This is a genomic window from Chryseobacterium sp. 2TAF14, from assembly GCF_052115105.1.
Lineage (GTDB): Bacteria > Bacteroidota > Bacteroidia > Flavobacteriales > Weeksellaceae > Chryseobacterium.
Genome location: NZ_JBFRGA010000066.1, coordinates 1 through 24599, shown reverse-complemented (window position 1 = coordinate 24599; position 24599 = coordinate 1). Strand labels below are relative to the sequence as shown.

Annotated in this window: 21 protein-coding genes and 2 pseudogenes; 17 read left to right on the top strand and 6 right to left on the bottom strand. The window is 34.6% G+C overall.

The features are described 5' to 3' along the window. Positions 1-1981, bottom strand: a 1981-nt coding sequence (locus AB4Y90_RS09095; RefSeq protein WP_441557097.1) for a cytochrome c biogenesis protein ResB, incomplete at its 3' end; no start/stop codon positions are given. Positions 1982-2231: 250 nt separating this feature from the next. On the opposite strand from AB4Y90_RS09095, the gene AB4Y90_RS09090 reads away from it, so the two are divergent. The 4 genes from AB4Y90_RS09090 (at position 2232) to AB4Y90_RS09075 (ending at position 7961) form a co-directional block, all read left to right on the top strand. Then, positions 2232-4766 carry a DNA translocase FtsK 4TM domain-containing protein gene (locus AB4Y90_RS09090; RefSeq protein WP_441557096.1) on the top strand — a complete coding sequence of 845 codons (2535 nt, stop codon included), beginning with the start codon at positions 2232-2234 and terminating at the stop codon, positions 4764-4766. A gap of 64 nt (positions 4767-4830) precedes the next feature. Continuing rightward, complete coding sequence (locus tag AB4Y90_RS09085; RefSeq protein ID WP_441557095.1) at positions 4831-5478, top strand: LolA family protein; 648 nt, start codon at positions 4831-4833, stop codon at positions 5476-5478. Positions 5479-5545: 67 nt separating this feature from the next. Beyond that, entirely contained in the window at positions 5546-7000 is a 1455-nt protein-coding gene (locus AB4Y90_RS09080) for an LptF/LptG family permease (RefSeq protein ID WP_441557093.1), read from the top strand. 319 nt (positions 7001-7319) lie between these two features. After that, positions 7320-7961: a hypothetical protein gene (locus AB4Y90_RS09075; RefSeq protein ID WP_441557091.1), complete on the top strand. Its 642-nt coding sequence runs from the start codon at positions 7320-7322 to the stop codon at positions 7959-7961. A 63-nt stretch (positions 7962-8024) separates the two neighbouring features. On the opposite strand, the gene frr is transcribed toward AB4Y90_RS09075, so the two are convergent. Beyond that, positions 8025-8579: a ribosome recycling factor gene (gene frr / locus AB4Y90_RS09070; RefSeq protein WP_441557090.1), complete on the bottom strand. Its 555-nt coding sequence runs from the start codon at positions 8577-8579 to the stop codon at positions 8025-8027. 107 nt (positions 8580-8686) lie between these two features. Next, positions 8687-9394 (bottom strand): UMP kinase, encoded by a 708-nt coding sequence (gene pyrH, locus AB4Y90_RS09065; protein ID WP_441557089.1) that lies wholly within the window; start codon positions 9392-9394, stop codon positions 8687-8689. Positions 9395-9561: 167 nt separating this feature from the next. Here pyrH and porQ point away from each other — a divergent pair, with 167 nt between their 5' ends. From porQ to AB4Y90_RS09040, 5 genes are all read left to right on the top strand, one after another. After that, positions 9562-10554 (top strand): type IX secretion system protein PorQ, encoded by a 993-nt coding sequence (porQ, locus tag AB4Y90_RS09060; protein WP_441557087.1) that lies wholly within the window; start codon positions 9562-9564, stop codon positions 10552-10554. Positions 10555-10636: 82 nt separating this feature from the next. Beyond that, on the top strand, positions 10637-11323 hold the full coding sequence (gene cmk, locus AB4Y90_RS09055; protein ID WP_441557085.1) for a (d)CMP kinase: 687 nt from the start codon (positions 10637-10639) through the stop codon (positions 11321-11323). A gap of 79 nt (positions 11324-11402) precedes the next feature. Beyond that, positions 11403-11750, top strand: coding sequence for a YtxH domain-containing protein (locus tag AB4Y90_RS09050; RefSeq protein ID WP_441557084.1), 348 nt, complete (start codon positions 11403-11405; stop codon positions 11748-11750). Positions 11751-11835: 85 nt separating this feature from the next. After that, positions 11836-12144 (top strand): phage holin family protein, encoded by a 309-nt coding sequence (locus tag AB4Y90_RS09045; RefSeq protein WP_441557082.1) that lies wholly within the window; start codon positions 11836-11838, stop codon positions 12142-12144. 3 nt (positions 12145-12147) lie between these two features. Further along, positions 12148-12645 (top strand): phosphoribosyl-ATP pyrophosphatase, encoded by a 498-nt coding sequence (locus tag AB4Y90_RS09040; RefSeq protein WP_441557081.1) that lies wholly within the window; start codon positions 12148-12150, stop codon positions 12643-12645. A gap of 78 nt (positions 12646-12723) precedes the next feature. Here AB4Y90_RS09040 and AB4Y90_RS09035 read toward each other — a convergent pair. Beyond that, a pseudogene (locus AB4Y90_RS09035) lies at positions 12724-13281 on the bottom strand (RNA methyltransferase); the annotation flags it as partial. On the opposite strand from AB4Y90_RS09035, the gene tamL reads away from it, so the two are divergent. Beyond that, positions 13261-15684, top strand: coding sequence for a translocation and assembly module lipoprotein TamL (gene tamL / locus AB4Y90_RS09030; RefSeq protein ID WP_441557080.1), 2424 nt, complete (start codon positions 13261-13263; stop codon positions 15682-15684). The pseudogene AB4Y90_RS09035 and the gene tamL sit on opposite strands and share 21 nt — an antisense overlap. Here tamL and AB4Y90_RS09025 read toward each other — a convergent pair. Both AB4Y90_RS09025 and AB4Y90_RS09020 read right to left on the bottom strand, forming a co-directional pair. After that, complete coding sequence (locus AB4Y90_RS09025; RefSeq protein WP_441557078.1) at positions 15681-16298, bottom strand: SanA/YdcF family protein; 618 nt, start codon at positions 16296-16298, stop codon at positions 15681-15683. The two genes, tamL and AB4Y90_RS09025, sit on opposite strands and share 4 nt — an antisense overlap. A gap of 27 nt (positions 16299-16325) precedes the next feature. Then, a complete protein-coding gene (locus AB4Y90_RS09020) occupies positions 16326-17228 on the bottom strand; it encodes an FAD-binding oxidoreductase (RefSeq protein WP_441557077.1) in 903 nt (300 codons plus the stop codon). A gap of 118 nt (positions 17229-17346) precedes the next feature. Between AB4Y90_RS09020 and AB4Y90_RS09015 the strand changes: the two genes are divergently transcribed. The 7 genes and pseudogenes from AB4Y90_RS09015 to AB4Y90_RS08985 form a co-directional block, all read left to right on the top strand. Next, complete coding sequence (locus AB4Y90_RS09015; RefSeq protein ID WP_441557076.1) at positions 17347-17907, top strand: TlpA family protein disulfide reductase; 561 nt, start codon at positions 17347-17349, stop codon at positions 17905-17907. A 17-nt stretch (positions 17908-17924) separates the two neighbouring features. Continuing rightward, complete coding sequence (locus AB4Y90_RS09010) at positions 17925-18896, top strand: iron chelate uptake ABC transporter family permease subunit (RefSeq protein WP_441557075.1); 972 nt, start codon at positions 17925-17927, stop codon at positions 18894-18896. 458 nt (positions 18897-19354) lie between these two features. Then, complete coding sequence (locus AB4Y90_RS09005; protein WP_441557073.1) at positions 19355-20278, top strand: ABC transporter ATP-binding protein; 924 nt, start codon at positions 19355-19357, stop codon at positions 20276-20278. Positions 20279-20440: 162 nt separating this feature from the next. Continuing rightward, positions 20441-20890, top strand: a complete 450-nt coding sequence (locus AB4Y90_RS09000) for a MarR family winged helix-turn-helix transcriptional regulator (protein WP_441557071.1) — start codon at positions 20441-20443, stop codon at positions 20888-20890. A 107-nt stretch (positions 20891-20997) separates the two neighbouring features. After that, positions 20998-23119 (top strand): annotated as a pseudogene (locus AB4Y90_RS08995) (3-hydroxyacyl-CoA dehydrogenase NAD-binding domain-containing protein). Positions 23120-23164: 45 nt separating this feature from the next. Next, positions 23165-23521, top strand: a complete 357-nt coding sequence (locus AB4Y90_RS08990; protein WP_441557070.1) for a four helix bundle protein — start codon at positions 23165-23167, stop codon at positions 23519-23521. 50 nt (positions 23522-23571) lie between these two features. After that, positions 23572-24599, top strand: a 1028-nt coding sequence (locus tag AB4Y90_RS08985) for an acetyl-CoA C-acyltransferase (RefSeq protein ID WP_441557069.1), incomplete at its 3' end; no start/stop codon positions are given.

The window sequence follows — 24599 nt, the reverse complement described above, 5'->3', positions numbered from 1 at the left end:
CTCCTGTTTTTTGCGCCTGAAGTGCTTCTGCAAAGTATGGCCCCATTACTTTCTGAGATTCCATATCCGGTTCCATTTTTTGGTCAAGCCAGGAATGCCAAGTATGATTCGGATCATTTTTTACAGGAACAATTCTCATAAACTGTCCGCTGAAAAATTCGTTGAAGATCTGAACTCTTTCGTTTAATTTAATAACCTGTTTGTCATATTCAGATTGCTCTGCCGGTTTTTTACGGAATGCGATGTTGTATTCTTCATCTAAAATATAAGTAAGATTCCCGTTTGCATCAGAAGGGAAAAGATTCATCAGAGAAGTATAACCGTCTTCATCAGCTTTTGTTTTTCTTAAAAGTTCTTTTCCGCCTTTTGCATCAACTTTGATCAACGGAACCATCGTCCAGCTTGGTGTGTCTGTGTTGATTGACAAAAACCATTGTTCAGCGGTTAAATATTTTCCGTCAGTTCCTTTAAATTTATCTTTTTTGTAAAGTTTTCTTAAAACATCTAAAGCCTGTGTATTAATTGGAACAATTCTACCTTCATAATTCTGCACCAAAAGGTATCCGAATTTGTCTGCGTGTTCTTTTGTGATTTTATTTCGTGCAATAATTTCATCCGGAGAAATCATTCTCATTTTTGAAAGTGGCGCTGCTAAAGAATTTTGTTGGTTATCTTGTGGCTGAACCGCTTGAGGAGCTACTTCGTGAGTATGACCATCACCTTCTACATGTACATGTTCTCTGCTTCCGTCAGTAGTTCCGTGAGTTTCAATTTTTTGTGCGCTTAGACTTAAGCTTAACAACAATAAAATTACCGATGCCGCTCTTTTCTTATTGATATCTTTCAGCATTTTATTAAGCTTCCAGAAGTGGGTTCCTTTCCAGAAGAAAATAAAGAACATTCCCCCGAATAACAATGCATAACCAATGTAAGAAATCAAAGTCCCCCAATAATCATGGTTTACAGAAAGTAAAGTTCCCATTCTGTCCGGTGTGTAACTCGCCTGGAAAAAACGGTAACCTTTATAGTTTAGAACGTTATTCATATAGATTTTATAAGGAGTTTCTTTACCTTCATCTATGATTTTTACATGACTTTCGTAGGCACTTGGAGAAGAACTTCCAGGGTAAGTTTCCATTACGAAATCATCCAATTTTATAGCAAAAGGTGTGTTGTAAATTTTAGGACCGAAACCAACCATGATATTCAAACCATCCATTGTAACTTGTTTATAGGCATTCGGATTTCCCTTTTCTACAGAAAGTTCTACAATTTGTTTTGTTTTAGGACCTTCAATTTCAATCGTCATGGCATCAGGAACATTCTGGTCTTTGTTAAAAGTCACCAAAGTTCCGTTGATCGATTTTGTTTCCCCGGATTTGATGTAAATATTCTGCCTTCCTGTTTCTGCAGTAGATACCAAATGAAGATATTCTGCGCCGTTTTTATCAGCAACTAAGCTGTCTTTTTTTCTCTGAACATAGTCTAAAGTTTTCACCTTTACCGGTTTTCCGTGAAAATCGTAAGTGGCTTTAAAATCTTTATGCAAAGGCGACATCAGATAAGGAACATCCTGATAATTCAGCACATCACCATTATCTTCAATCTGAATTTTAAAGAATTGCTTGTCTGTAACAATTTCGTTTGAAGTCTCTCCTTCCCTGATGCTCATTTGCCCTTCAAAACTGATGTATCTCGTAATTGCACCACCGATAAAAATAAAAACAAATGCAAGGTGGAAAACCAAAACCGGCCACTTTTCTCTTTTCCAAAGGCGATATCTTCCGATATTTCCTATAAAATTGATAATAAGCAGAAGCATAATGAGTTCAAACCATTTTGCTTCATAAATTAAGGCTTTTGCTGCGGGAGTTCCGTAGTCATTTTCCAGGAACGTTGCATAAGCCATGGAAAAGGCATAAACCAGCAATAGAACTGCCATTGTTCTGGTTGAAATAAGAATATCTTGGATCTTCTTCATGATTTTTTTTACTTGACATGCAAAAATAAGGATGATAAACCGAAAGCGGGCTAAAAAAAGCTGTTTTTTATCACTTTGAAGGGGATTTAGCTTATTTTGAAACGTTCTTAATAAGCTTGTTTTAATTGTATAAAACATAAAAACAGACATTCATTTCAGGTATAAAATATCACATCAAAAAACAAACGTGTTTTCTCCTAAAAAATATTTAAAATCTAAAAAAAACATTAAATTTGCCCAGACTGACATTATGGAAAAGAAATCACAAAAAAAACAGCCAGAAATGCCTGAAACAGGCAAGATTTTATCAAAACCACGTATTTTTTTCGGATTGACATGCATTGTTTTTGCCGGAGTGCTTACGTTATCTTTTATTTCTTATCTGATGAATTGGAAGGCAGATCAAAGCCAGGCCGGAACAATTTTAGATAAGTCGATAAAATCATCAAACCTATTTGGAAAGCTGGGCGATTGGCTGGGTAATATTTTTATTTTCGAAAGTATCGGGATTGCATCATTTATTGTTGCTTTCCTTTTTGTGGTTTTCGGAACCATGATCTTAAAGAAAAAAATCTTTAAACCCTGGATGACTTTCGGGCACTCGCTTTTCTTTATTTGCTGGCTGCCTATTCTATTAGGAGCTATCACAAAAGGTAATGGCAACGGCGGAGTTTTAAGCGGAGTTTATGGTTATCAGATCATGGATTCGCTTTCTGCTATCATAGGAAATGTTGGTCTTTGGGTGGTTTTAATTGTAAGTATTGCGTTGTATTTTATTCTTGAATTTAATCTTAGACCAAGTTCAATAAAAGCTAAGCTTGATGTAATTAACGAAAATACGATTGGTAAAGTCAAATCGATGATGCCCAATTCTGATCAGAGCTTTGATGCCGATCAGGAACTGGAAGAAGCAGCAGACCAGGAAGCTCCAAATATTACTGTTACAGATTTGTCTGATAACAGGAAAGCTCCGGAAACTACGCATGAAAATCCGGCTGTACAGGAAACACGTCCGGCTGCTGAAGTTGAAACGATTGTAACACCGAATCAGACTTCTTTTGAGGAAATTAAAGAAACAGCTCCTACTTTAAATTTAAATATTTCAACAACACCCATAATTCCTGCAGTAAAACCTGAAGACGCTTTTGAAGCTCCTGTTTCAACTTCTTTTTCTTCTGATGCAGATGAAATTAAATTTAATGTTGAAGTTGCTCCGGTCATTGATATTGCAGATGATGCTGAAAAACAATCTCAGGATTTGGTAGAAAAGCATGGTTTGTATGATCACCGATTAGATCTGGCTAAATTCCAGATGCCTCCAATCGATTTACTGAAAGATTACGGAAACGAAGAAATTTCTATCAATAAAGAAGAATTAGAAGAAAATAAAAATAAAATTGTTGGACTTCTTAAAAATTTTAATGTCGGAATTGCTGAAATTAAAGCGACGATCGGACCAACGGTTACTTTGTACGAAATTGTTCCGGAAGCAGGAATCAGAGTGGCTTCGATCAAAAAACTGCAGGATGATATTGCATTGAATCTTTCTGCTTTAGGAATCAGGATTATTGCACCGATGCCTGGAAAAGGAACCATTGGAATTGAAGTGCCAAGAAAAAATCCAACGATGGTTTCGATGAGATCGGTAATTGCTTCGCAGAAATTCCAGAATACGGATATGGATTTGCCGGTAGTTTTCGGAAAAACAATTTCTAATGAAGTGTTTATGGCAGATTTGTCTAAAATGCCTCACCTTTTGATGGCGGGAGCAACCGGACAGGGAAAATCGGTCGGAATCAATGCGATCCTTACTTCCCTGCTTTACAAAAAGCATCCGAGTGAACTAAAGTTCGTGATGGTAGATCCTAAAAAGGTAGAACTTTCTTTATATTCAAAAATTGAAAGACATTATTTAGCAAAACTTCCGGATTCTGATGATGCGATTATTACAGACACTAACAAAGTAATTAATACCTTGAATTCTCTTTGTGTAGAGATGGATCAACGATRTGATTTGCTTAAAAACGCTTTCTGTAAAAATTTAAAAGAATACAATAAAAAATTCTCTGAAAGAAGATTAAATCCTGAAAACGGTCACCGTTATTTACCATACATCGTTTTGGTTGTTGATGAGTTTGCAGACTTAATTATGACCGCAGGAAAAGAAGTTGAGCTTCCGATTGCGAGATTGGCGCAATTAGCAAGAGCAGTGGGAATTCACTTAATCGTTGCAACACAAAGACCTTCGGTAAACGTAATTACAGGGATGATTAAAGCAAACTTCCCTGCAAGAGCAGCATTCAGGGTAATTTCGAGTGTAGATTCAAGAACGATCTTAGATTCTACAGGTGCAGATCAGCTGATTGGTAAAGGAGATATGCTTTATTTTAACGGAAATGAAATTTTAAGATTGCAATGTGCATTTGTAGATACTCCCGAAGTTGAAAAACTGGCAGAATTTATTGGCGAACAAAAAGGTTATGCTTCTGCATTCTTACTTCCTGAATTTGTTTCTGAAGAAGCAACAAGTACAGTCGGAGCGTTTGATCCTAACGAAAAAGATGCTTTGTTTGAAGAAGCGGCAAGAATTATTGTTTCCACACAGCAAGGTTCTACTTCAATGCTTCAAAGACAATTAAAACTGGGATATAACAGAGCCGGAAGAATCATGGATCAATTGGAAGCAAGCGGAATTGTTGGCGGATTTAATGGCGCAAAAGCAAGAGAGGTTCTCATCAGTGACCTGTATTCTTTGGAACAGTTTTTGGAAGACTTGCGAAATTAATATTTAAAAAGACAATTTTTAACTTTCAGGTTTTATAAAAGTCTAAATAATAGAAAAATTGAAAATGAAAAAAATAATATCAAAAATAGTTTTAGGAACATTGGTAGTAGGAAGTATTGGTTTTGTGCAGGCTCAGAAAATTGATGCTAAAGCAAAGAAAATATTAGACGATATTACGGCCAATTACAATTCTAAAAAAAACTCGTACTTTAAATTTGCTTTCGGAAGCGGTGTAAATGGAGCTGTTTCTAAAACCGAACCAGGAATTTATTATGCTGCAGGTGATAAGTACAAGTTGAAAATCATGGAAACGGAACAGATTTTTGACGGAAATAAAATCTACAACATCAATACGGAAGATATGGAAGTTACCGTTGCAAAACCCAATGCAAACAGCACGATGTTCTCTCCTATCAACTATCTTACGTCTTACAGAAAAGATTACAACGTTGTCTACAGCGGAAAAAAATCGGTTGACGGCATAAATGCAGATTTAATTAAATTGACTCCGGTAAAAGCAAACGGATTAAAATATATTTACCTTTACGTAGATTCTGCAAAAAAGCAAATGCTGAAACTTGAGCAGTACGGAAGCAACAAAGATATCTCTGTAATTTCTATTAAAGAATACAAAGAAAACCAGCAACTAGACCCGAATATGTTTGTTTTTGACAAGGCAAAATTTAAAAATTATCTTGTTACGGAATTATAATTCTAAATAAATATTAAAATTTAAAGTCACAAAGAAAACTTTGTGGCTTTTTCATTAATTTTGGCGAATGTTTAAAATCTTAGACCGATATATCATCAAGACCTTTTTTGGTCCGTTTTTATTTATATTCAGTGTACTGTTTTTTATATTCATAGTAAACATTATCTGGATTCAGCTTGGTCAGTTTATGGGTAAAGGTTTAACGACTTTACAGATCATGAAGCTTCTTTTCTATCTCGGAGTAAGTGTAGTAAGTATGGTTTTACCCTTAACGATTTTATTGGCGAGCATCATGTCTTTTGGTGAGCTGGGAGAACGCTACGAGCTTGCCGCAATGAAAGCCGCCGGAATTTCTTTAACACGAGTAATGGTTCCGCTTTTGGGTGTAACTGCCGTTTTGGCGATCATGCTTTACTTTTTTTCAAATAATATTATTCCTGACTTCCAGAGAAAGGCAAAAAATATGCTTTTCAATATTGCTCAAACCAAACCTGCGCTGAACTTTACTCCGGGACAATTCATCGATCAGATTCCGGGGGTGATGGTGAAATTTGATAAAATAAAAGGCGAAGACGGACGAGACCTTGAAGGGATTTTTATTCATAAAAAAGCGGGTAATTACGAAAATCAGCAAACGATTGTTGCCGAAAAGGGAAAATTTGCCAATGCCGTCAATAGAAAATACATGAAGCTTATTTTATATAACGGAACTGTAATTGAAGACAGCTATGCCGGAAAAGCCGATAATGTAAGAGCAAAACAACCGGATCAGGCTATAAAATTTGACACGTTAACAATCCATTTCGACATCAGTGAGCTGATCGATAAAGCCATCGAAAAAGAACAGATTACCGATGATTACCGTTTTCAGACGTATACCGAACTTTTTAAAACTATCGATAAAACCAAAAAAGACAATACCAGAACTGCAGATAATATCAGCAATGATATTATTTCGCAAACCAATTCTGTGGTCACTTATATGGAGAAAAACAAAACCAAAGCTCCTGTAAAATCACAATATAAATTAGATTCTATAAAAGGAGATAAAAAGCTTCAGATTCTTAGCAATGCTTATTCAAGGCTTGATAATCTGAAAACCAATCTTGATTCTAAAGATAAAGAGCTTGATCCGAGTATAAAATACTTTAGTAAAGTGGTTATTTATCAACAGAGGATTCTCACCTATTCTTTTACGTGCATTATTTTCTTTATGATTGGTGCGAGTTTGGGATCTATTATCCGAAAAGGAGGAATGGGAGTTCCGGTTATCATAGCGATCGTTATATTCATTATTTTCTACGTTATCAATGTAGGTTTTGAAAATGTGGCGTGGTCCGGAAATATGAGTCCGTATCTTGCAGCCTGGCTTCCCAATATCATCCTGTTTCCTTTCGGGATTTTAATGACCTATAAAGCGCTGACAGATTCTCAGCTATTTGATTCTGAAAAATACAAAGCCTTCTTTAAGCCTGTTATAAAGCTTTTTGTAAAGCAGAAAGAACATAAACGTTATCAGTAATTAGATAAAAAGATAAAAGATAAAAGATAAAAGATAAAAGATTTATAGCTAAACCTCTGCTCTTGTGGATTATGGTATTAAATTTTTTCGATATTTAAAAATTAAATCCGGAAGTAATTTTCGGATTTTTTTTATAATTAAATACCTAAATTAATATTTTTCAAAGTGAGATTTTTATTTTAATTAAAAGCTTGTTATAATCTTTTAAAAAACATTAGCGCCATTGTGTTGACCAACTATTTTTAAAATCAAATATTAAATATTTTCAAGCCTCTTATTTGCATATTTTTTGATATTTCAAAAACCAAATCTAAATTACATGAAAAAGCTTCTTCTGTTACCAATTGTTATACTCTTATTTTCCTGCGAAAATAAAAAGAAAGAAACAGATTCAAATTTACAATCAGACAGTTTGCAAACAGTTTCCGTAAAAGACAGTCTACCTAAAAACAGTAATTCTCCGCAGAGTTTAGATGAAATAAAAACAGAATACGCTTTACTTAATAATCAGTTAATCGCCAAAAAGCTTGATTCTGCAAGTTTCGATTATGAGTGCAATGAAGTTTCTGGAAATGTGGTTTATTACAGTTCAAACGGTGAACTGAAAAGCATTAAACATTTTCACGGAGACAGCCATTTTTCTTCGGTCGAAAATTATTACTTAAAGAATGGTAAGCCTTTCTTCATTTTTCAGGAAGAAACCGTCTGGAATTTTGATGGCGGAACACCGGAAAAACCTGAAACCAAAGATGATGTAAAGGAAAAAAGATTTTATTATGTCAATGATAAATTGATTTCCTGCAGAGACAAAAAATATACGCTGCGAACCAAAAATCAATCAAAACCTGAAAATGTTTCTGATGGAGAAAGTAAAAGCTGTAATGATTCAGAATTAAGAAAAACCTTTGAAATTCTTATTAAAAACCAAGCTAAAAAAGGAAAATCAGATTGTATTTTATAAAACAAAAGAAGAGAGGACTCATCACGGAATCCTCTCTTTTTTATATTTTCAAAAACCTGAAAATTATACTTTCATAATTTCAGCTTCTTTTGTCTTCAAATGATCGTCACAAGACTTCACGTATTTATCGGTAAGCTCCTGAATTGTAGCTTCCACATTTTTTATTAAATCTTCAGAAACTCCGTCTAATTTTTTTAGTTCTTTTAAACCGTTTTGTCTTGCGTTTCTTACAACGATTTTGGTGTCTTCAGTTTCTCCTTTAGCCTGTTTTGCCAGTTCCTTTCTTCTTTCTTCTGTTAAAGGCGGTACATTAAGGATGATGTTTTCACCGTTATTAGAAGGTGCAAATCCTAAGTTAGAATTAATGATCGCTTTTTCGATAGCATTAATTGCGGTTCTGTCCCACGGTTGAATAGAAATGGTCATCGCATCCGGTACAGAAACGTTGGCAACCTGATTAATTGGAGTTAATGCACCGTAATATTCTACCATCACATCCTGAACCATGCTTGTAGACGCACGTCCCGCTCTGATTCTTTGAAATGCATGATCAAGGTGCTTAATAGCTGCTTCCATATCATGTTTTACAGATTCTACGATTAGATCTAATTCTTCCATTATATAATAAAAATTTGATAAGTTACACATTAATAATATGAATAATAAGTAATGGGTAATTGGTAATAATTAAACCTTATCCCTAAAACCTATTACCTGCTACCTGATTACAGATTAACTAAAGTTCCTACATTTTCTCCGTCTACAATTTTCAATAAATTACCGTCTTTGTTCATATCAAAAACAATGATTGGCAATTTATTTTCGTGGCTTAATGTAAAGGCAGTCATGTCCATTACCTTAAGGTCTTTTTCAAAAACTTCTTCGAAAGTTAAAGAATTATATTTTACTGCATTTTCGTTTTTCTCAGGATCGCTGTCGTAGATACCGTCAACTCTTGTTCCTTTTAAAATAACATCAGCTCCAATTTCGATAGCTCTTAGTGTTGCCGCAGTATCTGTTGTGAAATAAGGGTYTCCTGTTCCGGCTCCGAAGATCACTACTCTGCCTTTTTCAAGGTGTCTTACCGCTCTTCTTTTAATAAAAGGTTCGGCCACTTTATCCATTTCGATCGCAGATTGTAGTCTTGTTCTGATTCCCACATCTTCCAAAGCGCCCTGTAAAGCCATTCCGTTGATTACGGTTGCAAGCATTCCCATATAGTCGCCCTGTACTCTATCCATTCCTTTTGCAGCTCCTGCTACACCACGGAAAATATTCCCTCCTCCGATTACAATCGCAATTTCGCAGCCTCTGTCAACCACTTTCTTGATTTCCTGAGCATATTCCATCAGTCTTTCGGTATCGATACCGTATTGTCTGTTCCCCATTAATGCCTCACCACTCAGTTTCAGAAGGATTCTTTTATATTTCATTGTATATTTTAATAATAGTTTTTTGAGAATTTATTTTCCCGAAAATTAACTTTGCAAATATAATCATTAAAAATATTGAAAAAAAGAAAAATATTATACATAAATAATGACATAAATATTTTGATAAGTAGCAAAAAGAATTATTTTTGCATTAATTAAATACTGATTTGAAGAAAGTTCTAATTTTTTCACTATTTCTCTCGGGAATTGTTTCGTTTGCACAAACCGGAACAAACGTTTATTCTTTTATGAATATTCCTGTTTCTGCAAGGCAGGCTGCTTTGGGCGGCGATGCGATTACAGTTAGAGATCATGATGTGTCTTTTGCGATTGCCAATCCGGCTTTGCTTAATAAAGATTCAGATAAACAGCTTTCTGTAAATGCTTCTACTTATTTGGCAGATTCGAAGTTCGGAACGATTGCTTTTGCAAAAGATCTGGATAATGGTCATATGGTAACCGTAAATGCAAGATATTTAGGCTACGGAAATATCCCGAGAACCGACGAAAGCGGTTTTGAAATGGGAGAATTTTCAGCTTCTGATGTTGCAGTGGGAGCTGGATATGYTTATCAGTTTGAAGAAGACTGGACGATTGGAGGTGGTTTAAATTTCATCACTTCAAAAATCGATACTTATACTTCTTCTGCCTTGTCTGGAACTTTAGGGATGACTTATCACAACAAACAAAGCAAAGAAGTGGCTTCTGTAGTTTTCAAAAATTTCGGATATCAGTTTAAATCGTTCAATGGCGAAAGAGAAAATCTTCCGTTTAGAATAGATTTAGGATATACCAAAATATTAAAAGTAATTCCTCTTGCGATCACCATTACCGCACACGATTTACAGAAATTTGATATTTCTTCAGATTATAATGTGAACGGTCAGGAAATTGGCTTCGGAAGAAAAATTGCCGATCACTTTTCTCTCGGTGCAGAACTTTTCCCTGAAAAAGGCTTCAACATCAGATTGGGTTACAATATGAGACGAGGAAATGAGCTTGCCGTGGTTGATCAGCGTAACTTTACCGGATTATCTGCAGGTTTTGGTCTGAAGATTTCCAAATTCCGTTTAGATTATGCTCATGTGAGATATCATAATTCTTCCAACGTCAATCAAATCGGAATTTCTGTAGACTTAAGCGGTCATCGAGGAGAGTAAAGATTATTTCAAAACGTACCATATTAAACTTTATCATTAATTCATACTTGATTTTTTCATAAAATTTCTTGAAATTTGTGATATGAAAAAACCAGTAATCGCTATTGATGGCTTTTCTTCTACCGGAAAAAGCTCCATTTCAAAAATTATTGCCGAAAAATTGGGCATCGTTCATTTAGACACAGGTGCTTTATATCGTGGGATTACTTGGTTTGCCCTGCAAAACTGTGTAGATCAGGATGGAACGATCAATTTGCAGGAACTTTTTAATTCTTTACATTTAATTGAATTAGAATTTAAAAAAGAGGAAGATGAATTGGTTCTTTTCCTTAATCATATCAATGTTTCTAAAGAAATTCGTACCAATGAAGTATCTGAAAATGTAAGCCTGATTGCCAAACAGAAAGAGGTAAGAGACTTTTTACTGGAAGCTCAAAGGTCAATTGCAAGAAACGGCGGAGTTATTATGGACGGAAGAGACATCGGAACCGTAGTTTTACCTGATGCCGATTTTAAGTTTTTCCTTACTGCAAGTATTGATGAGCGTACAAAACGCAGATACAACGAACTTTTATCTTTAAGCATTGAAGCTGATGAAAACCAGGTAAAAGAAAATCTTATTGAAAGAGACCGTATTGACAGTGAAAGAGAAATTTCACCGTTGCGACAGGCAGAAGATGCAATTGTAATTGACAACACGAATCTGACAAAAAGTCAAACAATCGAAAGCATATTGCAATATCTTACAAAAATTAACAATTTTTATTAGACATAAACCTTGATTGGTATATTAATTGTAACCTTTTAAAACGAAACTAGTATTTATTAACTATTAAAAAAAACAAAAAATGTCTAGAAAAGGAAATAATACAGCGGGTATTTTGGCAGGGCTTTTAGCAGGTGCTGCAGCAGGTGTAATTTTAGGAATGCTTTATGCTCCTGAAGAAGGTAAAGAAACAAGAAAAAAAATCAGAACAAAAGCTGAAGATTTAAAAGATCAGGCTAAAAATAAATATGGTGAAGTATCTGAAAAGGTAAAAGATCAGTACGATAGTATTTCTTCTACTTTCAAAGAAACTGCCAGTAATGTAGCTCATACCGTAAAAGACGGATATGATAAATACAAGGATCAAATTGTTTCTAAGACTACCGATATGGTAAAAGATGTAGAATCTGGATTGAACGATCTTAAATAATTATATTTAATTCTTTTATTAAATATAAAAAAGGAACTTTAGGTAAAAGAGTTCCTTTTTTTGTAACTTTTAAAAAAATATAAGGATGATTGAAACGATTAAAGAATACGCATCTAAGAGAATAGATCTGCTGAAAATTGAAGCCACAGAAAAATCTTCAATTTCTGCAGGTGTTATTGCCTATCTGGTGATATTGTTAGTGGCTTTTGGCTTTTTTATCATTCTTTTCAATTTTGGTTTAGCGTTTCTTATTGGTAAAGCTTTAGATAATTATTCATACGGATTCCTGATTGTTGCAGCTTTTTATTTTGTAATAATGCTTTTTGTTGCTACTTTTAAGAAAAAAATCGTGCATATGGTTGCCAATAAAGTTATCGAATTTTTAAATCACTAAACTATGGGAAGAAATTACGAGAATCTGGAAGAGCTTAAAAGAAAAAAGAAACTTTTAAAAGATGAGATCCATGATCTGGAAGCGCTTTTAACTTTTAAGAATACCAAAGAAAGCTTGAGTGCATTTACCAATGGGCTTAGCGATCAGTATCTGAAAGAAAAAGTAGACGAAGACGGTGAAGAAAAAACTGTCATCAGAAAAGATGTCATTGCAAAGCAGATCACATCTGAAGTAAAAGATCTTTTTTTAAGTAAAAATACAGCAATGGGAATTGCAGGAAGCGCGTTCAAAGGTGATGCAATAGACACTGTTGTTAAGCTTGCAGTGACTGCTTTTGTTGCAAATTATGCAAAGAAAAATCTGAAAAGCTCAAACTGGAAAAAGAAAATTTTAGGAGCAGCTTTAATTTATGTAGCACCTATTGCTTTGAAATTTGTCCGCAAAAAGTTAGAGAACTATCAAAAAACAAAAAGTTTATCCAGCATGGAGCAGCTTATATGAGTTTTAGAGTCGGAGTGTTTGAGGGTTTTAGAGTATGATTAGGTTGTTGCCTTCTCAAACACTAAAACCCTCAAACACTCAAACTTTAAAAAGCTGTCCCAAAATAATTCCTGCAGCCATAGAAACATTTAGGCTTTCTGTAGACTGTGATTTTCCAAATCTTGGAATTGTTATCTTCCTGTGAAGGAGTTTTTCTGTTTCCTCACGCATTCCGTTTCCTTCGTTTCCTAAAATCAGATTGATCTTCTTAGGTTTTTCAAATTGATAAATATTTTCTCCTTCCATATCGGTTCCTACGTTGGTGTTTTCAGTTTTTGAAAGGTATTCAGCTAAATTGCAATATACCATATTTACTCTTGTAAAAGAACCCATCGTTGCCTGGATAACTTTAGGATTATAAAAATCTACGGTATCTTCACTACAGATAATCTGTTCAATTCCGAACCAGTCTGCCAAACGGATTATCGTTCCTAAATTTCCGGGATCCTGAATTCCGTCTAAAACCAACTGGAAATCTTTATCCTCAAACTGAGACTCTTTCAACGGCTCACAAACAGCCACAGAATCTTTAGGATTTTGCAAAAAGCTTATCTTTTTTAGTTCATTTTCAGTAATGTGGGTAAATTCCACATCCCTCAAAAATATTATAAAATAATATCATTTGCAACATTTGTCGCTTTAGTTTCTGCTTGCAGCACAACAAAGAAAGTTCCGGATGGAGAATATCTGCTTACCAAAAACAATTTTGAATTTGAAGATAAAAAACAGTTTTTCGATGACGAGCTGGAAGATTATGTACAGCAAAAACCCAACAAGAAGCAGCTGCTTTTCGTGCCTTTAAGCCTTCTTTTATACAATGCGGCAAATCCTAAATACGATACGATTCTTAATGAATATATGACTTACCCGAGTGAAATGAGAAACCAGAAACTAAGAGATTCTCTTTTCATTAAATACAATATGCAGAGCAGCGTCGGGAAAAGTCTTTTCATGGACAGGTTGTATCACAATTGGGGAACTCCGCCGGTAATTTTAGACCAGACAAGAACCGAAAAAAGCGCTCAGTCTATTGAAAAAAGAATGACTTACAGAGGTTTTTGGGATGCAGAGGTAAAATACGCCCACAAGCTTGATTCTGCAGCGAAAAAAGCATCTGTAAAATATTCTATTACACACAACAGCCCTACCAATATCAAAGCGTATTATTACAATATTCCGGATTTAGGGATTAAAGGAGTTTATCAGCAAAAATTGCATGAAAGTCTGGTGAGAAAAGGGAAATTGCTTGATCAGACTGTTTTGGAAAAGGAAGTATCAAGAATCAATGAATTGATGCGTGAAAATGGTTTCTACAGATTCAATGCTGCCAATGATGAAGTTTGGTTTGTGGCAGATTCGTTGCAAAGCAGAAAAGAAGTTCCGTTGGTTCTGGAAATTCATAAAGATTCTGTAAACCGTCCTTACAAAAGAGCAACTTTTGGAAATATCGACGTAGCAATTGTTAATCGTCCCTCAGATTTTCCTAAGAGAACAGTGAAAGACAGCTTAAGAAGAATCAGATTTCATAAAATCAATGAAAATTATAAGACTTCGGCATTGTGGAGAACGATTATTGTTGATAATAAAACAATATATGATCAGAAAAAGCTGGATCTAACCAAAAGAAACCTTTTGGCAATGAATAATTTCAGCATTCTTAAAGCCAGAGATTCTCTGAGACAAGGCGGTGCAAGTTCGCCAAACGACAGTATTGTAGATGTTTTATACGTTCTAAAACCTTTAGATAAATATGAGCTGAAGATAGGAACCGATGTAAACTATTCCCAATTATTAAACTTAGGAATTTCACCTTCTGTAGATCTCACTACCCGAAACGTATTTCGTGGTGCAGAAAACCTTACAACAAGTGTTGCTGGAACTTTCGGATCGATCAGAAATCCTAAAAATTTAGATAAAAGGATTTTAGCTTACGAATATTCTGCGCAAGCTTCTTTAAGCTTTCCGAGATTGTTGCTTCCATTCAATTATTATAAGCTGATTCCTAAAAGATACACTCCTACTTCATCAATTGTTTTGGGAGCTTCGGTGCAGAACAATATCGGTTTGGGAAGAACCAACTTTAATACAGGTTTAAATTATTTTGCCAATGTAAACGATCAGGTTTCTCACCGGTTAACTTTGTTTAATACCCTTTTTAGTTTAACTAAAAATAAAGACAGCTATTATGATTTTTTCGTGAACGATGATCTGGTAAGACAAACTGTTTTCGACGATTATTTTATCACTCATCCACAAGTAAGACAGGATTTTGAGGCGGGAATTTTATCCAGAGACCAGGTTTCGGAAAGAATCATCGGAGATTTAGGATATGCAGCATCACTCGATCCTAAAAGAGCAGACGATTTACTTTCCTTCTTAGGAACGAATAATAGTGGAATTTTAAGAAGTCCGGAAAGAACAATTTTTGGGATTCCTTATGCTCAGTTTGTAAAGTTCGATTTTGATGTAAGAAAATATTTTAAATTTAACGGTAATCAGACTTTAGTATTGCGGCAGTTTATCGGGTTAGGTATTCCTTACGGAAATTCTTCGACGATGCCGTTTGTACGATCATACTTTAACGGAGGCTCTAACGATATCAGAGCTTGGGTTGCATTTGGTGGTTTGGGACCGGGAGGTTCTCAGATTGATGAGAGAGTGCGTACATATTTGATGGGAAATATTAAGTTAACCACAAATATAGAATACAGAATTCCGTTTACCGAAATGTACGAAGGTGCTATTTTTACAGACATCGGTAACGTTTGGAATACAGAGAATAATGGTTTCGATGATCAGTTCAAATTCAATAAATTCATAAGAGAAATGGGTGTCGGTAGCGGATTTGGTCTTAGAGTAAACGTTGCCTATATTACATTAAGGGTAGATTTGGCATACAAAATTTATGATCCGAATAAACCGGAAGGCGACAGATGGAGATTCCATGACATCAAACCTCTGAAACCTACATTAAATATAGCGTTCGGATATCCTTTTTAATCAGGAGAAATTCCAAGAGTAAAATAAATTACAGCAGCCACTCTCGCCAAAATTTCGCGGGATTGGTTTCTGTAATAACTCTCAGGTTTTGTGACATCCTGCGCATCGAAACCTAAAGCGTTCATTTGATTATTTCTTGCAAAAAATAACGCTCTCAAGTTGTGAAATCCCTGCGAAACGATAATCACGTTTTTCTTTTTGTAAACATCTTTACAGCGTAAAATACTTTTGTACGTATTAAAACCTTCAGGATCTTCTATTATGATTTCTTCAGGCACACCTTCCTGATAGATGAGGTAATTTTTCATCGCCGCAGGTTCGTTATAACCTTTACTTTTCTCGCCGCTTACAATGATTTTTTTAATTTTTCCGTGATGATACAGAAGTGCAGTTGCATCCATCCTTTTGGTAAAATAAGGATTGGAAAGACCGGAACGCATCCTTGGAGAAGTTCCTAAAACCAGAGCAACTTCTCTGGGCGGAATTTTTGAAATCTTGGTATAAGTTCTTCCGTTCGTAAGCCCGAAAACCCAAGCATTAGACAAACATATCAGAAGAAAAATAATTTCTACTGACACAAAAAATAATTTGAATATGTTTCGGATGATTCTCAATTGAAATCAAAGTTAAGCTTTATTTTCTTAGTTTTTGCAATCGACATGCAAGTCTGTACCCAAAAGCTGAAAATCTACCTGTACATTTTCAATCAGCGGAAATTCTTTTTCTACAGGATAAATATCATCATTAAATTCTTCAAACAATTCAAAATGAATGTTCTTTTTCGGAATTCCGTGGTGATAGCATGCATTGGCTAAAGTTTTTATCATCTCCCCTTTTCCGCAGATTAAAACCTCGTCAACGGCATCCCAAATGGTAGATTCTTCATCCGTATCATCAAGATGCAGGATCTGATTAATAATTAAATTTAATTTTTTTTCGTCTAATCTTCCGTAGAAAAATTGGTCTGCGGTTTTTTCCTGCGAATAGAAATAGAAAATCTGAAGCCTGTTGTGATGTTGTTTTGCAAGTTGATCTAAAAGATCACGATAAATAAGCTCTTCAGAACTTTTATTTCCAAAAAAAAGAAAAAGTCTTGTTCGCGGTTCATTATGAAGGATGTTTTTAAAATGGCTTAAAACAGGGGTAATTCCTATTCCTGCCGCAAAACCTACAATCGTTCTGAATTCGCTGGGTTTAGAAACCAAAGTAAATCTTCCGTTAGGTTTACTTACCAAAATTTCATCACCCACATTATAGTTTTTGTAAAGCTTTGCAGTTGCGCCATTCTGAGAATTAACTTTAATTCCTAAAGCAATTTTTTTTTCATACGGAGCCGATGTCATCGAATAATCATTGATCACCTCTTTTCCTTCTGCATAGAATTTTATACTGACAAACTGCCCCGCTTCAAACTTAAAACTTTCTTTCAAATCCTCCGGAATTTCAAGCTCCAGCGAAAAAGTATTTTTGGTCAGGTCTTCCTTTTTAGCTATTTTTAGGCGGTGAAACTGCGTCAGTTTTCCTTTATAGATTTGTTGTTCCATACTTCATCTCAAAAATAAATAAAAAATAATTAGCAAACTGACCTTCATGCAAATTTCTTGCTATAAACCAATGATAAATACGTGTCGTATATTTCATTTTAACAAAGAATATTTAATTATGAAAAAAATAATTTTAACTGCAATTTTAGCAACTGCTCTCATCGGTTGTAAAAAAGAAGCAGAAAAAACGGATGAAAATATAAGCGTAGTCGATTCTACAAATATTCAGAGCACACCCGAAGTTAAAACACCTGAAATTACACTTAAAGAAGTTGACCAGAAAGGTTTAACAGAGATTTTAGCTAAAAACAACGATACTTTATATATAACCAATTTTTTTGCAACTTGGTGTGGACCCTGCATGATGGAAATACCTCATTTTAAAAAGAAAATTGAAGAATTGAAAGATAAACCCGTAAAATTTACATTTATCAATATTTATAATAAACCGGCATGGCAAACCGAAGTTCCTGCTTTTGCGCAGCAAAGTGGTTTGGCAGATAAGATCCTTCTTCTGGATGACAGCAAATTGAATCAGGATTTTTTTGTGAATTTTCAACAGTGGGACGGAAATAATATTCCATTTACTTTTTTCAGAAAAGGCGATAAAGCCGAAGAATCTGTAGGCTCAATGACCGAAGAAATGCTCAATTCAAAAATTGATTCTTTTCTAAAATAAGATTATTCTAATTTCAAATGTCTAAAAAATTTAAAATCCTGTGTCTGTTTTTGTTGATCGCAGTTATTTTTACAGCGGCCATTAATCTGAATACGGGATTTTTGTCTTTAAATCTTCAGGATTTTTTTCAGGATTCTGCCAATAGCCAGATTGCAGAAATTCGGGTTAACCGTGTTTTGGTAATGCTTTTGGCGGGAATTTCAATTCCCACTTCTGGTTTTCTGATGCAGGAATATTTTCAGAATCCTCTTGCCGGACCTGATATTTTAGGAATTACTTCTGTTGCAAGTTTGTCTGTGGCATTTTATATATTTTTTTCACATAATATTTTATTGCCGGAGTTTCTGCAAAATAGTTTTCTAAGTTTATCAGCAATTGTCGGAAGTTTGTTATTGATGCTTGTTTTGCTGTCGATGTCAAACAAATTCCAGGATAAATCTTACCTTATTATTTTTGGGTTTCTGGTATCGGCTTTGGCAGGAGCAATTGTTTCTCTGCTTCAGTTTTATGCCGAAAATCAAAGCTTAAAAAACTATATTTTGTGGTCTTTCGGAGCGAACAATATGGTGTCAAGAAATCAGATTACAGTTCTTTCTGTTTTAATTTTTATAGGATTGTTTATTTGTTTTAAAACCATAAAACCTTTGATTGGAAATTCTCTTGGGAGTTCGTACGCTCAGAGTTTAGGAGTTAATTTAAATCATTTGAAATTAATGATCATTATTGCTTCTTCTCTGCTTTCGGCTTCTGTTACAGCGTTTTTAGGGCCTATTTTATTTATCGGGATTATTGTTCCTCATTTTTGCAGATTGATTTACAACCCGGCAAAACTTTGGCAGCAATGGATCTTGAATATGTTTTTGGGAATGTTGATTATGCTTTTCTTTTCGATCATTACAGAAAAAACGCAGATTCCTTTGAATGTAATAAGTTCTGTTTTTGGAATTCCTGTGATTTTGGGAATGCTTTTGAAGCAGAATAAAGTTTGATCTTAATTGTGAATTGTTAATGATTAATTGTTAATTTAAGATTTCTCGCTGAATTGCAGATGCTAAAAACATCTGAGAATATCTTTAGCACACAGTTTGTCATTCAGTAGAATCGAAATTAACTTTTGCAAATGTCTTCAGCATGACAAATAAGCTGAATAAAAAAAATGAATATTAGAATTATACAAAAACGATTAATTATAGCAAACATAATTTTGTTTGTATTAAGTTTTTTGTTTTTAGAATATTCAAAAATGTTTAGAATGATTCAAGAAAAACATTGGATTTATTCATGGGGGCATAATTGGTGGTTTATGGTTGGAATTCCGTCAGCATTTTTTGGATCCATAATTTTAGGAATTTTTAGTTTATGGAAAATTAATCAATATAAAATTTTATATTTCATTTTTAGTCTGATTCCCCTGATTTTATTTATAATTTTCATTTCTATCTAATTTATGCATCTACAAATTAACCAAGCAAACATCGGTTACGATAAAACTTTAATTTCAAATGTCAATGCATCTTTGAATTTGGGAGATGTTTGTCTGTTGATTGGAAATAACGGTGTAGGAAAAACCACTTTAATTAAATCTATTCTTCACCAAAACCCTTTATTAGACGGAGAAATTTTAATTGATAATAAAAATGTAAAACATTTGTCGGTAAAAGAAATTGCCGAAAATATTGCCATTGTCTTTTCTAAAGCGGTCATTCCGCAAAATTATACGGTTGAAGATCTGATTTCTTTGGGAAAATACATTTATTATCCTTTTTATTTTGAGCTTAAAAAAGAAGATCGTGATGAAGTTTCGGAAATTATTGAAGAGCTTGATTTAGTTCAATACAAAAATACTTTACTCAAAAATCTTTCAGATGGAAATCTTCAAAAAGCCTTTATTGGAAGAGCTTTAACGCAGAACTCTCCTATCATTATTCTTGATGAGCCAACAACTCATTTAGATGAAAAAAATAAAATTATCATTCTAAAAACGCTTCGGAAGCTTGCCAAAGAACAAAACAAGCTGATCCTTTTTTCGTCACACGATTGGCGTTTGGCAAAAGAATTTGCAGATAAAATCTGGTATGTTAAAAACCAGCAGCTTTTTTCAGGAATTGTGGAAGATATTTTACTTAAACATGATGAATTGACTAATGCATCATTATTTCAGGTAAATAAAAATTTTGTTGCTCCCTCTATTATTTCACCCGAAATTCAAAAAGAAATGTTATATTCTCTATTACAAAAAAACTTTCAAAAAGACCTCTCTTTATTTCAATTTGTATATAAAGATACTTTTTGGGAAATTTTGTATCAACAACAAACATATAAATGCGAATCTTTTGAAGAAATCGTTAATTTGGTTTCAAAGCTTTATTAATCCGCTATTTTTATTGTTTATTCTTTAAACTATGCATGCATAGTATTATGCTTGTCATACATTTTAAGCAGCTGTTATTCAATTTGTTAACAAATTTTATTATTAATTAATACTATGCATGCATAATATTTGCTACATTTGATAAAACCGATAAACAAAAATATGATGGATAATAAAGAAAAAACAGAAAACGTAGACCTCATTCTTAAGCAAACCTGGCTGGCTGTATCTAAAATGTATACCGAATTGGCGCAAGAGCACGATTCTACCGCAGTACAAGCCTTAACTTTATTAAAAATTGACCCGAAAGAAGGTACAAGAAGTACCAATCTGGGACCAAAAATGGCAATTGAGCCAACTTCCCTCACAAGAATTATTAAGCTTCTTGAAGACAACGGATATATTTATAAGGAAAAGACGACTACAGATAAAAGAGAAGTTATCATAAAGCTCACTGACAAAGGATTAAGCTCAAGAAATATGTCTAAGGAAGTGGTGGTAAACTTCAATAGAAAAGTGATGGAAAAAATTGCTCCCGATAAATTGGAAATATTCAAGGAAGTAATGAGCGAGATCATGAAAATTGCTGCCGATCTCAACAACAGAAAATAAAAATTCCCCTCTTTGGAGGGGTGGCAAATTCAGAAGAATTTTGAAGGGGTGGTTTTAACATATTGAAAATCACAAAGAATTTTAAATAATAACTAAAATAAATATTAATGAAAAGAAGAATCAAACACGTTACAGTTCTTGGTTCAGGGATTATGGGAAGCGGTATTGCAGCGCACTTTGCCAATATTGGTGTAGAAGTTTCGCTCTTGGATATCGTACCTTTTGAACTGACTGAAGCAGAACAGAAAAAAGGTTTGACCAAAGATGACAAAGCGGTGAGAAACAGAATCGCTTCCGAAAACTTTGAAAAACTGAAAAAAGCAAGTCCGGCTCTACTCTATTCACCAAAATTTGCAGATAGAATAAAGATCGGAAACTTTGACGATGATTTACCTAAAATAAAAGATACAGACTGGATCATTGAAGTTGTGGTTGAAAAACTCGACATCAAAAAATCGGTTTATGAAAAAATAGAACAGTTCAGGAAACCGGGAACTTTAGTCTCATCAAATACATCAGGAATCCCTATCAATATGCTTGTAGAAGGCAGAAGCCAGGATTTCAAGGATTATTTTGCTGGGACGCATTTCTTCAATCCTGTACGATATTTACCTCTTTTAGAAATTATTCCTACTCAGGAAACAAATCTTGATGTGATTGATTTCTACATGAATTACGGAGCAAAATTCTTAGGAAAAACAACCGTTTTAGCAAAAGATACTCCGGCGTTTATTGCCAACAGAATCGGGGTTTTCTCGATGATGGATTTGCTTCATAACGTTCAGAAATTAGGTTTAAATGTTTCTGATGTTGATAAATTAACCGGTCCTGTGATTGGCCGTCCGAAATCTGCAACGTTCAGAACTGCCGATGTTGTTGGTTTAGATACTTTGGTAATGGTTGCAAACGGAGTGCGTCAAAGTGGTGTTGAAGCCAACGATTTCAATAATGTATTTTCACTTCCGGATTATATCCAGAAAATGGTTGATAATAAATGGTTGGGTTCAAAAACGGATCAGGGTTTCTATAAAAAAGTAAAAAATGCAGAAGGAAAATCTGAAATTCAGGGATTAAATCTTGATACATTAGAATACGAACTTCAGGGAAAATCTTCTTTCCCGACTTTAGAATTAACGAAGAATATTGATAAACCAATTGACAGATTTAAAGTTTTAATTGGCGGAAAAGACAAGGCCGGAGAACTTTACAGAAAATCTTTGGGCGCATTATTCGCTTATGTTTCGCATAAAGTTCCTGAAATTTCTGATGAAGTTTATAAAATCGATGATGCGATGAGAGCAGGTTTCGGTTGGGAAAACGGACCGTTTGAAATCTGGGATGCTGTTGGTGTTCAAAAAGGTATTGAATTGGCTAAAGAAGCTGGCTACGAAGTTTCAGACTGGGTGAAAAATGTAGAAACTTTCTATAAAATTAATGATGAAGGACAAAGCATTTATGTTGATAAAAACTCAGGTGAATACAATAAAATTCCGGGTCAGGATGCTTTCATTATTTTAGATAATATCAGAAAGAATAAAACGCTTTGGAGTAATTCAGGAGCTGCGATTGAAGATCTTGGCGACGGAATGAATGACTTTAGGTGGCGGTTGTGAAATGACAATGCACGCTGACCGAGTTGTTGCAGCAGCAGAAACGTACATCGGATTGGTGGAAACCGGAGTTGGTGTAATTCCCGGCGGTGGTGGAACAAAAGAATTGACCTTGAGAACATCAAGAGAATTCCACAGCGATGACGTGAAAAACAACAGACTTCGTGAAGCTTTCATGAATATCGCAATGGGAAAAGTGGCTACTTCCGCTTACGAAGCTTACGATATGGGAATTTTGGAGCATGGAAAAGATATTGTTTCTGTTGACAAAAGAACCCAGATCAAAACTGCAAAAATGCTGGCAAAAAGTTTAGCAGAACACGGTTATACCCAGCCAATCGAACAGAAAGTAAAGGTTTTGGGTAAGGATGCATTGGGAATGTTCTATGTAGGAACTGATCAAATGTTAACCGGAAATTACATCTCCGAACACGACAAGAAAATTGCAGACAAGTTAGCCAACGTAATGGTTGGAGGAAATCTTTCTGAACCAACCGTTGTAACCGAACAATATTTATTGAATCTTGAAAGAGAAACCTTCTTACAGCTTTGCGGTGAAAGAAAAACGTTGGAGAGAATTCAATATATGTTACAGAAAGGGAAACCGTTGAGAAATTGATTTTATAAAGAGAGAAAAGAACAAAGAATAAAGAGAAAAGACTGGATGAAACACAATTTTAAGAATTCGAATATCTGGAAATTGTCAATTGAATTGGCTAATGATGTTTATATTCTCACAGATGTTTTTCCTAAAAGTGAAGAATTTGGATTAAAATCTCAATTGAGAAGGTGTTCTGTTTCTGTTGCTTCAAATATTGCTGAAGGCTCAAGCAGAAGTTCGAATAAAGATTTTAATCGTTTTTTGGAAATAAGTCTTGGTTCTCTTTATGAATTGCAAACTCAAATTATCATTTCTTCTAACAGAAACTATTTTGAGTTGTCAAAACTTGAAATTATAGAAAATAAAATCACAGAATTACAGAGAATGGTTTCTGGCTTTCAAAAAAACTTGATGTTATAAGTCTTTTTTCTTTTCTCTTTATTCTTTCATCTAAAATATTTTACAACTAAATGAAAACAGCATATATAGTAAAGGGTTTCAGAACTGCCGTTGGAAAAGCTCCAAAAGGAAGTTTAAGATTTACAAGACCCGATGTAATGGCGGCAACCGTAATTGAAAAATTAATGGCTGAACTTCCGCAATTAGACAAAAACAGAATCGATGACCTTATCGTAGGTAATGCAATGCCCGAAGCTGAACAAGGCTTAAACGTGGCTCGTTTGATTTCCTTGATGGGTTTAAATACCGATAAAGTTCCCGGAGTTACCGTTAACAGATATTGTGCATCAGGAAGTGAGGCGATTGCGATTGCGTCTGCAAAAATTCAGGCAGGAATGGCTGATTGTATTATTGCAGGTGGTACAGAATCAATGTCTTATATTCCGATGGGTGGTTATAAACCGGTTCCGGAAACGGATATTGCTAAAACCAACCCTGATTACTATTGGGGAATGGGTTACACTGCGGAGGAAGTGGCTAAGCAATACAATATTACAAGAGAAGAACAGGATCAGTTTGCTTTTGAATCTCACATGAAAGCTTTAAAAGCGAATCAGGAAGGCAGATTTGCGAACCAAATCGTTCCAATTCCTGTTGAATATAATTTCTTGGATGAAAACCAGAAAATGCAGACTAAAAAGTTTGATTTTTCAGTGGATGAAGGTCCAAGAAAAGATACTTCTCTGGAAGGTTTGGCTAAATTAAGACCAGTTTTCGCAAACGGAGGAAGCGTAACTGCCGGAAACTCTTCTCAAATGAGTGACGGAGCCGCTTTCGTAATGGTAATGAGCGAAGAAATGGTCAAAGAATTAGGTCTTGAACCAGAAGCAAGATTAGTTGCTTATGCAGCAGCAGGTCTTGAACCAAGAATCATGGGAATGGGACCTATCTATGCCATTCCAAAAGCATTGAAACAAGCTGGTTTAGAACTAAAAGATATTGAGCTAATCGAATTAAATGAAGCATTCGCATCTCAATCGGTTGCTATCAAAAAAGAATTAGGTTTAAATCCTGACATTTTGAATGTAAACGGTGGCGC